The sequence below is a fragment of the Cereibacter ovatus genome (genome assembly GCF_900207575.1).
Lineage (GTDB): Bacteria > Pseudomonadota > Alphaproteobacteria > Rhodobacterales > Rhodobacteraceae > Cereibacter_A > Cereibacter_A ovatus.
This window is the reverse complement of sequence record NZ_OAOQ01000006.1, coordinates 96,292-108,878: the sequence shown is the minus strand read 5'-3', so window position 1 is coordinate 108,878 and position 12,587 is coordinate 96,292. Positions and strand designations below refer to the sequence as shown.

The following is a 12,587-nucleotide window of genomic DNA, read 5'->3' as shown; positions in this document are numbered from 1 at the left end:
GCGGAAACGCCGGCCTTTTCACTGTCTGACGGGTGGGCGATCAGCCGACCAGTTCAAGACCCGAGAAGAAGAAGGCGATTTCTTCCGCCGCGGTTTCCGGCGCATCCGAGCCGTGAACCGAGTTCTCGCCGACCGACAGGGCAAATTCCTTGCGGATCGTGCCGGCATCGGCGTTGGCAGGGTTGGTCGCGCCCATCACTTCGCGGTTCTTGGCAATCGCGCCTTCGCCTTCCAGAACCTGAACCACCACCGGCTCGGACGCCATGAACTCGGTCAGTTCGGCAAAGAAGGGGCGCTCGGCGTGGACGGCATAGAACTTCTGCGCCTGCGCCAGCGACAGGTGGATGCGCTTTTGCGCGACGATGCGCAGGCCGGCATCCTCGAACTTGGCGTTGATCTTGCCGGTCAGGTTGCGGCGGGTCGCGTCGGGCTTGATGATCGACAGGGTGCGTTCGATGGCCATTTCGGCGTCTCCTCGAAGGGGTGAAACTCTGCGCGTGGGCCTTAGCACGCGGCCGGTTGCGACAAAAGGGGGCAATCGGGGCCCGGCCCGCGTTGACAGCCGGGGCGGCGCAGTCCATCACCCGGCCCATGCTGCGCATTTCCGACATCTCTTATTCGGTTGAAGGCCGGCCGCTGTTCGCGGGCGCCTCGGCCACGATTCCCACCGGCCACAAGGTCGGCCTTGTCGGCCGCAACGGCACCGGCAAGACCACCTTGTTCCGCCTGATCCGGGGCGAACTGGCGCTGGAAGGCGGCGAGATCGCCCTGCCGGCCCGCTCGCGGATCGGGGGCGTGGCGCAAGAGGTGCCGTCGTCGGCGACCTCGCTTCTGGATACGGTGCTGGCCGCCGATACCGAACGCGCCGAGCTTATGGCCGAGGCCGAACACGCCACCGATCCCCACCGCATCGCCGATATCCAGCACCGTCTGGCCGATATCGACGCATGGTCGGCCGAGGGGCGGGCCTCGGCCATCCTCAAGGGGCTGGGCTTTGACGATGCGGCACAGCGGCGCCCCTGTTCGGACTTCTCGGGCGGCTGGCGGATGCGGGTGGCGCTGGCGGGGGTGCTGTTCGCGCAACCCGACCTGCTGCTGCTGGACGAGCCGACGAACTACCTCGACCTTGAAGGCGCGTTGTGGCTGGAAAGCTACTTGCAGAAATATCCCCACACCGTCCTGATCATCTCGCATGATCGCGGGCTTCTGAACCGCGCGGTGCAGGGCATCCTGCATCTGGACCAGAAAAAGCTGACCTACTGGACCGGCCCCTACGACCAGTTCGCCCGCCAGATGGCGGAAAAGCGCGCCGTGCAGGCCGCCGAGGCCAAGAAACAAGAGGCACGCCGCGCCCATCTACAAAGCTTTGTCGACCGCTTCAAGGCCAAGGCATCGAAAGCCGTGCAGGCGCAAAGCCGCGTGAAGATGCTCGAGAAGATGACCCCGATCACGCCCCCCGAAGAGGCGAAACGGCAGGTCTTCACCTTCCCCAAGCCCGAGGAACTGCCCCCCCCCATCATCACGATGGACGGCGTCTCGGTCGGCTATGACGGCAAGGCGATCCTGAAGCGGCTGTCGCTGCGCATCGATCAGGATGACCGGATCGCGCTTCTGGGCCGCAACGGCGAAGGAAAATCCACGCTGTCCAAGCTGCTGGCCGGCAAACTTCACCCGATGGACGGCAGGCTGGTCCGCTCGTCAAAACTGCGCATCGGCTATTTCGCCCAGCATCAGGTCGATGAGCTGCACATTGACGAGACGCCCCTGCAACATGTGATGCGCCTGCGCCCCGACGAAGGCCAGCCCCGCCTGCGCGCCCGACTGGCCGGCTTCGGGCTGATGGCCGATCAGGCGGAAACCGCGGTGGGGCGGCTTTCGGGCGGGCAGAAGGCGCGGCTTTCGCTGCTTCTGGCCACCATCGACGCGCCGCATCTGCTGATCCTGGACGAACCCACCAACCACCTCGACATGGAAAGCCGCGAGGCACTGGTCGAGGCGCTGACGGAATATGCCGGCGCTGTCGTGCTTGTCAGCCATGACATGCATCTTCTGGGACTGGTGGCCGACCGGCTCTGGCTGGTCAAGGGCGGCGCCGTCACGCCCTATTCCGAGGATCTCGACGCCTACCGCCGCCAGCTTCTGGCCGGGGACGACCCCCCGCCCGAGAAGAAGCCGGAAAAGCCCGCGCCCAGAAAGGCCGGCCGAGACGAGATGATGGCCCTGCGCGCCGATGTCCGCAAATGCGAGGATCGGCTGGAAAAGCTGACCGACATGCGCGACCGGCTGTCGGCAAAACTGGCCGACCCTGCGCTTTACGAACCGGAACGGGTGGCGGAAATGGCGGAGTGGCAGAAGAAATTCGCCGAAGTGGCCCAGGCGATCGACCGCGCCGAAGCACTCTGGCTTGAGGCGCAGGAACGGCTCGAGGCGGCTGGCTGATGGACCCGACCTTCATCGTCACCGCTTTCGCGACGCTGTTCGTGGTCATCGACCCGCTGGGCCTGGTGCCGCTGTTCATCGCACTGACGCCGGGCATGACGCGCGAACGCCGGCTTGCCATCGGCATCCGCGCCTGCCTTGTGGCGGCCGGCGTGCTGACCCTGTTCGGGCTGGTGGGTGAGGCCGCGCTGAACTTCATCGGCATCTCGATGCCCGCCTTCCGCATCGCGGGCGGGATCTTGCTGTTTCTGACCGCGCTCGACATGCTGTTCGAACGCCGCACCCAGCGCCGCGAAGGCCAGACCGCAGCCGAGCCGCACGATCACGACCCTTCGGTGTTCCCGCTGGGTATCCCGCTGATGGCCGGCCCCGGCGCGATCGCCTCGATGATCCTGCTGGTCGGCTCGGCCGGCGACTGGACCGGCACGCTGGCGGTGCATCTGGTGATGCTGGCCACGATTCTCACGGCGTTTTTGCTGTTTCTGGTGGCAAGCCCGCTGGAACGGCTGCTGGGCCGCACCGGAACGCTGGTCATCACCCGGCTGCTGGGGATGCTTCTCGCCGCTCTGTCGGTGCAGTTCGTGATCGACGGGATCCGCGGCTCGGGCCTGCTGGGCTGAAGATCCCGTGTCACCCCGACCGACAGGCACAATCCCGCTGGACGCGAAGGCCCTCCCGCCCCATATCGGACCGACACGCAGGAGAGCGCGATGGACGGGGATCTGATCGGCAGGCTGGCCTACCTTGGACTTCTGCTGATGGCCGTGGCCACATGGGTCATCGTGGAATACCGCAACCGCCTCGGCGCGGCCCTGCGGGCGGCGCTCGCCTGGGGCCTGATTTTCCTTGGCGCGGTGGCGGGCTATGGGCTCTGGCAGGACATCCGCAGCGATCTGATCCCCAGCCAGGCGATGATGCAGGACGGCCGGATCGAGATCCAGCGCGCGCCCGACGGCCACTTCTACCTGACGCTCGACATCGCCGGCACGCCGATCCGCTTCATGGCCGACACCGGCGCAAGCTCGGTCGTGCTGTCACAGGCCGACGCACAAAAGATCGGCATCGACCCGGCCGGCCTCGCCTATCTCGGGCAAGCCAATACCGCCAACGGCCCGGTCCGCACCGCCCGCACCCGCCTGCCCGAGGTGACGCTCGGCCCCTTCACAGACAGGAACCTCCCCGCCTGGGTCAACGAAGGCCGGATGGAGATGTCGCTTCTCGGCATGGATTACCTGCGACGCTTCCGGATCGAGATCGCCGACGACCGCATGGTGCTCTCACGCTGACCCGGTCTCGGCCTTCATCTCCCAGCGCCCCGAGTCTTCCGACCAGTATTGCGCCGCCAACCCCGCCCCGGTCAGCTCTTTCCACTGCCCCCGCGCCCGCTGAAGCTGAACCTCGTCCAGCCCGTCAAACAGCACCCATACCCGCTCCAATGGCCGCGCCTCCTCGGGCGAAACCGCGGCCCCATCGATCAGCATCAGCGCCTGCGCCGCATTGCCGATCGCGCCCAGCCCCAGCAACACCGGCTGCACCGCATCATGCGGCCCCCCTTCCAGCCCGTGCGGCAGAAACCCGTCCTCCGGCTCACGCCACAACGCCAGATCCAACGCCTCCAGCCGCAGCCGGTCAGTCCCGCGCAGCATGACCCGCCACTCGCGCGCCAAGGCACGCGACAACAGCAGACGCGCCGTCTCCTCCGCGCGCGACCGGGTCAGATGATAGAACATCACACACCCCATCGCCTGCCCGACCCCCCGCTTGCTGCTTTCAGTCTGGCCCAAATATCCTCGGGGGCGCGGGGGCAGACAGCCCCCGCTCCGACACGGGCCACAGCCGCCCGCCTCTGCGTCACTTCTCCAGCATCTCGCGCACCAGCCGGTCCAGCGCCAGCACCCCCCAGCCGGTCGCCCCCTTCGGCGCCAGCGCCGTATCGGCCTTCAGCAGCGCCGTCCCCGCAATATCCAGATGGATCCACGGCACTTCGGGCTTCACGAACCGCTTCAGGAAATGCGCCGCCGTGATCGAGCCCGCCTCGCGCCCGCAGGAATTGCGCATGTCCGCAATCCGCGACTTCAGCTTCTCGTCATAGGCCTCGCCCATCGGCATCCGCCAGGCGCCCTCACCCTCGGCATGGGCAGCCTTCAGGAACGCGTTGCAGAACGCATCGTTGTTGGAAAAGACGCCCGCATTCTCATGCCCCAGCGCCACGATGATCGCCCCGGTCAGCGTCGCCAGATCCACCATCGCCTGTGGCTGGAAGCGGTCCTGCGCATACCAAAGCACATCGGCCAGCACCAACCGCCCCTCGGCATCGGTGTTGATGACCTCGATCGTGTCGCCCTTCATGGACCGCACCACGTCGCCCGGCCGCTGCGCTTTGCCGTCGGGCATGTTCTCGACGATGCCCACCAGCCCCACGACATTGGCCTTTGCCTTCCGCATCGCCAACGTCCGCATGACCCCCGACACCACGGCCGCGCCGCCCATGTCCATCGTCATCTCTTCCATGCCGGCGGCGGGCTTGATCGAGATCCCCCCGGTGTCGAACACCACCCCCTTGCCCACAAGCGCCAGCGGCGCCTGATCGGCCGGCCCTCCCTTCCACTGCATCACCACCAGCTTTGACGGGTGTTCGGACCCCTGGCCCACGCCCAGAAGCGCGCCCATCCCCAGCTTTTCCATCTCTTCTTCTTCCAGGATCTCGACCTCGAGTCCCAGTTCGTGCATCGCCGCCAGCCGTGCGGCGAAATCGAAGGTGGACAGGATGTTGGCTGGCTCGTTCACCAGATCGCGGGTGAAAAAGATGCCTTCGGCCAGCGCGGCCATCGGGCCGGCCTCGGCCGCCACCGCCTCGGGCGCCGTCACCATCATCGTGACCGGGCCGGGCAGGGTTTTCTCGCCGCTCTTGTGCACGGCAAAGTCATAGGCCCGCAGCGCGATCCCGAACGAAACCTCGGCGGCGCGCTGGATCGTGTCGGCCAGCACCAGCGTGGCCAGTTTCGACAGCCCCCGCCCGATCGCGCCGCCCGCCTTGCGCGCGGTGGCCACATCGGCGCGGCGGTCCAGCTTCACCAGCAGCACCGCATCGGCCGCCAGCCCCACGGGAAACGCCAGTTCCATCGCCTCGCCCGGCTTCAGCTTGCCGAACGCCTCGGACGCCGCCGCCCGTTCCAGCGCCCCGCGGGTCAGGCGGTTCACACGCTTGGCCGTCGGTCCCATCGCGCCGCCGTCGCCGGCGAAGGCAACGATGCGGCCCGGTGCCGCGGCGAGCGCATCAAGATCAAGCGCCTGAAACTGGATCGGAACGGGATGGGTCATGGCGAAACTCCGCTTGAGACGTCCGGCGCTTCGGCGCCGTCTTCGGCGAGAGGCTAGCCCCGGTCCCGGCCGAAGGCCAGATAGCAGTTTTCCCGGCCCGCGATTTCCGCTAGCGTCACGATCAACGGGGCAGAAACAAGAAGGACGGGCGGGCGGTGTCGAAATTCGACAGATATCTTCTGTCGCAACTGGTTGCGCTGTTCGGGTTCTTCTCGCTGGTGCTGGTGCTGGTCTACTGGATCAACCGCGCGGTGGGTCTGTTCGACGAACTGATCTCGGACGGCCAGTCCGCGCTGGTGTTTGTGGAATTTTCGCTGCTGACGCTGCCCAACGTGATCCGGCTGGTGCTGCCGATCTCGGCCTTTGCGGCCACGGTCCATGTCGTCAACCGGCTCAGTCAGGAATCCGAACTCGTGGTGATGCAGGCCACCGGCTTTTCGGGCTTCCGGCTGGCGCGGCCGGTCGTGTTCTTCGGGCTGATCGTGGCGCTGATGATGCTGGCGCTGACCAACTATCTGGTGCCGGCCAGCCGCGCGGTCTACAGCGACCGCTCGGCCGAGATTGCCGACAACACCACCCAGCGTTTCCTGCGCGAGGGCGAGTTCCTGCATCCGGCGCGCGGCGTCACGCTTTACATCCGCGAGGTGTCCGAAGCGGGCGAATTGAGCGACCTGTTCCTGTCCGACGAACGGCAGGGCGTGCGCCCGACGATCTACAGCGCGCGGCGCGGTGTTCTGGTGCGCAGCGGGGATGCGCCGAAGCTGGTGATGATCGACGGCTCGATTCAGGGCCTGTCGCCCCAGACCCGGCGGCTTGAGGTGACGCAGTTTCAGGACTTCACCTTTGACCTCAGTTCCTTCGTGAAGAAACGCCGGAACCAGGGCCGCAGCCTGGACGAGATATCGACGCTGGAACTGGTGGCACCGACCAAGGCGCTGATCGACGAAACCCGCGAAAGCCGGGCCGCGTTGCTGTATGAGGGCCACAACCGGATCGCACAGCCCTTCCTTGGGCTGGCCGCCGCGCTGATCGGTTTTGGCGCACTGATCATGGGCAGTTTCAGCCGCTTCGGTCTGTGGTGGCAGATCCTGTTTGCCGTGGGGCTGCTGATCGTGGTGCAGACCGCCAATGTCGCGGCCTCGGGGCTGGCGGTGACCGACGACACACTTTGGCCGCTGGCCTATGGCGCGCCGGCTCTGGGGATCGGGATCGGACTGGCGCTGATCTGGATCTCGCAGCGGCCACGTCGGCTGCGGCGTGCCGTGCGGGGGGCGTTCGCGTCATGATCCTGTCCCGCTACATCGCCCGGCGCTTCCTGCGGATGGTGTTCATCGTCTTCGTCATCTTCCTGTGGCTGATGATGCTGATCGACATGCTTGATCAGATGCGCCGCTTTGCCAAGGACGGGATCACCGTCGGGCAGGCGGCCGTCCTGTCGGCCTTGCGGGTGCCCGAGTCGCTTTACACCATTTTGCCGTTGATCGTGATCCTTGGCGCGGTCGCGCTGTTTCTGGGCCTTGCGCGGTCAAGCGAACTGGTGGTGGTGCGCGCCGCCGGCCGATCTGGATTGCGCTTTCTGGTGGCGCCGGTGGTGACGGCGCTGCTGCTGGGCCTGTTTGCGGTCGCGGTGCTGAACCCGATGGTGGCCGGAACCTCACAGCGATACGAGGCCATGGCCGGGCGGCTGAAGCACAGTGGCGAGGATGTCCTTTCAATCTCGCGCGAGGGGCTTTGGCTGCGGCAGGGCACGGGGGCCGGACAGATGGTGATCCATGCCGAACGCTCGAATCCCGACGGCACCCGGCTTTTCGACGTTACCTTCCTGACCTTCGACGAAGGCGGTCGCCCCGCCACCCGGATCGAGGCCCCCGAAGCGCAGCTTGGCCGCGGGCACTGGCAACTGGTGCGCGCCAAGCAGTGGAACCTGACGCTGGCCAACCCCGAGGCCGCCGCCCGCCCCGAAGACAGCATCCGCCTGCCATCAGACCTGACGCGCGACCGCATCCGCGCCAGTTTCGGTGCGCCCTCGGCCATTCCCATCTGGAAGCTTCCCGAGTATATCGCCGGCCTTGAACGCGCCGGGTTTTCGGCGCGACAACACCGGATCTGGATGCAGATGGAGCTTGCCCTGCCGTTCATGCTGGCCTCGATGGTGCTGGTGGCCGCGGGCTTTACCATGCGTCATACCCGCTTTGGCGGCACCGGGCGGATGGTGCTTTACGCGCTTCTTGCCGGCTTTGGTCTGTTCTTCCTGCGCAGCTTCGCGCAGGTTCTGGGCGAGAACGGCCAGATCCCGATCCTTCTTGCCGCATGGAGCCCGCCGCTGATCGCGGCGATGGGTGCTTTGGGGCTTCTCTTGCATCTGGAGGACGGCTGATGCGCGTGCTGCGGCGGCTTCTGCTTTGCGCCACCATCCTTGTCCCCCTGCCGGTCGCCGCGCAGGAAAAGGCGGCACTGGTGGCCGACAGCGTTGCGATCACCGGCGATACGACGCTGGTGGCCGAAGGCCATGTCGAGGTGTTCTACAAGGGCACCCGGCTTACGGCCTCGCGTATCCTTTACGATCAGCCGACCGACCGGCTGACCATCGACGGGCCGATCGTGCTGGACGATGGCCGCGGCCAGATCGTGCTGGCCGATCAGGGCGCGCTGTCGGGCGATCTGGCCAATGGCGTGCTGACCAGCGCGCGGCTGGTGCTGAACCAGCAATTGCAGCTGTCCGCAACCGAACTGCGCCGGGTGGGCGACCGCTATACCGCACTGGGCCGCACCGTGGCCTCGTCCTGTCAGGTCTGCGACGACAATCCCACGCCGCTGTGGGAGATCCGCGCCGCCCGCGTCGTCCATGACGAACAGGAACGCCAGATCCATTTCGACCATGCCTCGCTTCGGATCGCGGGCGTGCCGGTGGCCTATATCCCGCGGCTGCGGATGCCTGATCCGACGGTGGACCGCGCCGACGGCATCCTGCGGCCCAGCTTCCGCACCACCAGCGCATTGGGTTTCGGTGTCAGCCTGCCCTATTTCGTCACGCTGGGCGACAGTCGCGACCTGACCTTTTCGCCGCTTCTGACCACCAAGGGCGGGCGCTCGCTGGGCCTGCGCTATCGTCAGGCCTTCACCACCGGCGCGATCGAGATCGAGGGCGCCTTTTCCCGCGACGACATCCGCCCCGACGACAACCGCGGCTATATCGACGCCCGCGGCACATTTGCACTGCCGCAGGATTTCACCCTGTCGTTCCAGTTCGAGGACGTCAGCGACCGCGCCTATTACCTGGACTATGGCCTTGGCGATCAGGACCGGCTGGCCAGCGGATTCGAGATCACCCGCACCCGGCGCGACGAACATATCGCGGGGCGGGTGCTGAAGTTCCGCTCGCTGCGCGAGGATGAAAACAACGACACCCTGCCCTCGCTGGTGCTGGATGCGACATGGGACCGGCGGCTGGATTTCGGCCGGCTGGGTGGCGAAGGCGGGCTGAACTTCAGCACCCACAGCCATTGGCGCGACTCGGGCGACGATCAGGACAGCGATCTGGACATCGATACGATCCCCGACGGGCGCGACATGGCGCGGCTGTCCGTGCTTCTCGACTGGCGGCGGAACTGGCTGCTGCCGGGCGGGGTGGTGGGTTCGGCACTGGCCGAGATCGGCGCCGACGCCTACCATGTCGCCGACGACCGGGCAGCGGCGGGTTCCGACACCCGGTTGCATGGCGCGGCGGGGGTCGAATTGCGCTGGCCATGGGTGCGTGCCGCGGCCAGCGGCGCCAGCGACGTGATCCAGCCGGTATTGCAACTGGTCTGGGCCGAGGCCGGCAACAGCAACGTCCCCAACGAAGATTCGGTGCTGGCCGAATTCGACGAAGGGAACCTGTTCTCGCTCAGCCGTTTTCCGGGGGCGGATGCGCTGGAGGACGGTGGTCGCGCCACATTGGGCATGAACTGGACCCGGATCGATCCCGCAGGCTGGAGCCTTGGCGCCACCCTTGGCCGCGTGTTCTGGCAAGAGGCCAACGCCGGCTATTCCTCGGCCTCGGGGCTGGACGGGACACGGTCGGACTGGCTGACGGCGCTGGACCTGTCACTGCCGGGCGGCATGACCGTGGGTCAGCGCGCCATCATCGACGAGGAATTCGGCGTGACGAAAGCCGAATGGCGTGTGGATTACCAGCAGGACCGCTACGGCATCACCTCGCGCTATGTGCGCTTCCGCGAAAGCGAGGAAGAGGACCGCCCCGACCCGCTGGCGGAACTGACGCTGAACGGCCGCTATCGGATCACCGACAACTGGACCGCCTCGGCCGGTGCCCGCTATGATTTCGAAAGCAACCACACCACCCGCGCCAGCGCGGGGCTGGTCTACCTGAACGAGTGCATGAAGGTGGATCTTTCCCTCTCGCGTCGGTTCTCGACCTCGACTAGTGTGACCGAAAGCACCGATGTCGGCCTTTGGGTCGATCTGATCGGCTTCGGCAGCAGCGTGAAACCCGGCCCCGCGCGCGTGTGCCGCAGATAGGCGGGCGGGCCGGACAAGTCACGACAATGGCCGCGCGCACCCGCGCGGCCGGACCAACGGGACCAAGAGCAGAAAACGGCTGACGGACAGATGAAGACCCTCGTTTCCCCTTGCCTCGCCCTTGTTGTGGCGACCGGCCTTTCGCTCTCGGTGCCCGGCGCTGCCCCGGCGCAGAGCCTGTTCGCGCCCTATCTGGTCGTGAACGACAAGGTCATCACCCAATATGAACTGGCGCAACGCACCCGGTTCCTGACCCTTCTCGGTGCCCCCGGCGATGTGGCCGAACAGGCGCGCAAGGCGCTGATCGACGACAAGCTGCGGCTGGATGCGGCGGAACTGGTGGGCATCAAGGCCACCGACAAGCAGATCCGCGACGGGATGGACGAATTTGCCAGCCGCGCCGACATGACCGGCGAACAATTCGTGGCCGAACTGGGCAAGGCCGGCGTCGATGCCGAAACCTTCCGCGACTTCGTCGAGGCCGGGCTGATCTGGCGCGAACTGGTGCGGGCGAAGTTCGGCGATCAGGCCCGGCCGACCGAAGTGGCGGTGGACCGTGCGATCACCAACCAGACCCGCCGCGCCGCGGTGAAGGTGTTGCTGTCGGAACTGATCATCCCCGCCCCGCCCGGACAAGAGGCCGAGGCGATGGCGCTGGCCGAACGCCTGCAACGCGAAGCCCGCGGCGAGACCGCCTTTGCGCAGGCCGCCCGCACCTATTCCGCGGCCCCTTCCGCCGAACGCGGCGGGCGCATCGAATGGCTGCCGCTTCAAAACCTGCCGCCGACGCTGGGGCCGATCCTGTTGACCCTTCAGCCGGGCGAAGTCTCTGATCCGCTGAAGATCCCCAATGCGGTGGCGATCTTCCAGCTTCGTGCTCTCGACGAGACGACCGAGCCCGCGCCGGATGGGGTCGAGGTGGATTATGCCGAACTGCGCCTGCCGAACGATGACGATTTCGCCGCGCAGGTGGCGCGGGTGCGCAGTGAAACCGACAATTGCGACGACCTTTACACCCTGTTCAAGGGCAGCGCGCCCGATCAGTTGCGCCGGGTGACCGCGCCGATGGCGTCGGTTGCGCAGGATGTGGCGCTGGATCTGGCAAAGCTCGATGCGGGCGAGGTGTCGGCCGGGCTGCAAGGCGCGTCGGGGCGAGTGCTGATGCTGTGCGCCCGCCGCCCGATCAGCGCCGAGCCGATCGACCGCGGCCGCATCGCGCAGGTTCTGGTGAACCAGTCGCTGGGCGCGCTGGCCGAGAGCTATCTGGCCGATCTGCGCGCCAACGCCATCATCCGCGAGCCGTGACCGCACCGATTGCCCTGACCTGCGGCGAGCCCGCAGGCATCGGCCCCGAGATCGCCGTCAAGGCGCGGCTTGCGTTGGGGCGGCGGCTGGATTTCTTCTGGATCGGCGATCCCGCGCATCTGCCCGCAGGCAGCGCGTGGCAGGCCATTCAGGCCCCGTTCGACGCGGCCAGCCTGCCCGAGGACGTCTTACCGGTGCTGGTCCATCCCTTCCCCGACCCTGCCGTGCCGGGCGCCCCCACCGCCGGCAATGCTGCCGAAGTGGTGGCGGTGATCGCGCGGGCGGTGTCGCTGGTGCAATCGGGCGCGGCCTCGGCGATCTGCACCGGGCCGATCCACAAGAAGGCGCTGAAGGACGGCGCGGGATTCGCCTTTCCCGGCCATACTGAATATCTGGCCGAACTGGCCGGCGGTGCGGCGGTGGTGATGATGCTGGCCTGCCCCGGTCTGCGGGTGGTGCCGGCGACGATCCACATTCCGCTGGCCGAAGTGCCCCGGACCCTGACGGCGGGCCTGCTGGAACAGGTGCTGCGGATCACCGAGGCCGCGCTGCGGCGCGACTTTGGCCTTGCGGCGCCGCGGATCTGGGTGACGGGGCTGAACCCTCATGCCGGCGAGGGCGGCGCGATGGGGCATGAGGAGGAGGCGGTGATCCAGCCGGTGCTGGATCGGTTGCGCGCCGAAGGCATGCGGCTGACCGGGCCGCTGCCCGCCGACACGATGTTTCATGCCGCGGCGCGGGCGCGCTACGATTGCGCGGTGGCGATGTATCACGATCAGGCGTTGATCCCGATCAAGACCATCGATTTCGCGGGCGGGGTGAATGTGACGCTGGGCTTGCCGTTCATCCGCACCTCGCCCGATCATGGCACGGCCTTCGATATTGCCGGCCGCGGGCTGGCCGATCCGGCCAGTCTGGTGGCGGCGCTGGAAATGGCGGCCGGAATGGCCGCGTCGCGCGGGTAAGCGATCGCGGAGCGGGGGTTTTGCACCCCCGCACCC

At 67.1% G+C, this 12,587-nt stretch carries 11 protein-coding genes; 8 read left to right on the top strand and 3 right to left on the bottom strand.

Features of this window, described 5'->3' with window-relative positions; genetic code table 11:
• Window positions 1-40: 40 nt before the first annotated feature.
• On the bottom strand, window positions 41-463 hold the full coding sequence (gene ndk / locus CRO07_RS09060; protein ID WP_097030375.1) for a nucleoside-diphosphate kinase: 423 nt from the start codon (window positions 461-463) through the stop codon (window positions 41-43).
• Between the two features lie 128 nt (window positions 464-591).
• Between ndk and CRO07_RS09055 the strand changes: the two genes are divergently transcribed.
• The 3 genes from CRO07_RS09055 (at window position 592) to CRO07_RS09045 (ending at window position 3,725) form a co-directional block, all read left to right on the top strand.
• Window positions 592-2,439: an ABC-F family ATP-binding cassette domain-containing protein gene (locus CRO07_RS09055; RefSeq protein ID WP_097030374.1), complete on the top strand. Its 1,848-nt coding sequence runs from the start codon at window positions 592-594 to the stop codon at window positions 2,437-2,439.
• On the top strand, window positions 2,439-3,059 hold the full coding sequence (locus tag CRO07_RS09050) for a MarC family protein (RefSeq protein WP_407919623.1): 621 nt from the start codon (window positions 2,439-2,441) through the stop codon (window positions 3,057-3,059). Before CRO07_RS09055 ends, CRO07_RS09050 begins: the two co-directional genes overlap by 1 nt.
• A 90-nt stretch (window positions 3,060-3,149) precedes the next feature.
• Entirely contained in the window at window positions 3,150-3,725 is a 576-nt protein-coding gene (locus CRO07_RS09045; RefSeq protein ID WP_097030372.1) for a retropepsin-like aspartic protease family protein, read from the top strand.
• Here CRO07_RS09045 and CRO07_RS09040 read toward each other — a convergent pair.
• A complete protein-coding gene (locus CRO07_RS09040) occupies window positions 3,717-4,181 on the bottom strand; it encodes a DNA polymerase III subunit chi (RefSeq protein ID WP_097030371.1) in 465 nt (154 codons plus the stop codon). The two genes, CRO07_RS09045 and CRO07_RS09040, sit on opposite strands and share 9 nt — an antisense overlap.
• A 109-nt stretch (window positions 4,182-4,290) precedes the next feature.
• Complete coding sequence (locus tag CRO07_RS09035; protein WP_097030370.1) at window positions 4,291-5,760, bottom strand: leucyl aminopeptidase; 1,470 nt, start codon at window positions 5,758-5,760, stop codon at window positions 4,291-4,293.
• A gap of 155 nt (window positions 5,761-5,915) precedes the next feature.
• On the opposite strand from CRO07_RS09035, the gene lptF reads away from it, so the two are divergent.
• From lptF to pdxA, 5 genes are all read left to right on the top strand, one after another.
• Window positions 5,916-7,046 carry an LPS export ABC transporter permease LptF gene (gene lptF, locus CRO07_RS09030; RefSeq protein WP_097030369.1) on the top strand — a complete coding sequence of 377 codons (1,131 nt, stop codon included), beginning with the start codon at window positions 5,916-5,918 and terminating at the stop codon, window positions 7,044-7,046.
• Window positions 7,043-8,137: an LPS export ABC transporter permease LptG gene (gene lptG, locus CRO07_RS09025; RefSeq protein WP_097030368.1), complete on the top strand. Its 1,095-nt coding sequence runs from the start codon at window positions 7,043-7,045 to the stop codon at window positions 8,135-8,137. The genes lptF and lptG overlap by 4 nt, the downstream gene beginning before the upstream one ends.
• A complete protein-coding gene (locus CRO07_RS09020) occupies window positions 8,137-10,281 on the top strand; it encodes an LPS-assembly protein LptD (protein WP_097030367.1) in 2,145 nt (714 codons plus the stop codon). The genes lptG and CRO07_RS09020 overlap by 1 nt, the downstream gene beginning before the upstream one ends.
• Before the next feature lie 90 nt (window positions 10,282-10,371).
• Complete coding sequence (locus CRO07_RS09015) at window positions 10,372-11,586, top strand: peptidylprolyl isomerase (RefSeq protein WP_097030366.1); 1,215 nt, start codon at window positions 10,372-10,374, stop codon at window positions 11,584-11,586.
• Window positions 11,583-12,551, top strand: coding sequence for a 4-hydroxythreonine-4-phosphate dehydrogenase PdxA (pdxA, locus tag CRO07_RS09010; protein WP_097030365.1), 969 nt, complete (start codon window positions 11,583-11,585; stop codon window positions 12,549-12,551). The genes CRO07_RS09015 and pdxA overlap by 4 nt, the downstream gene beginning before the upstream one ends.
• Window positions 12,552-12,587 lie beyond the last annotated feature (36 nt).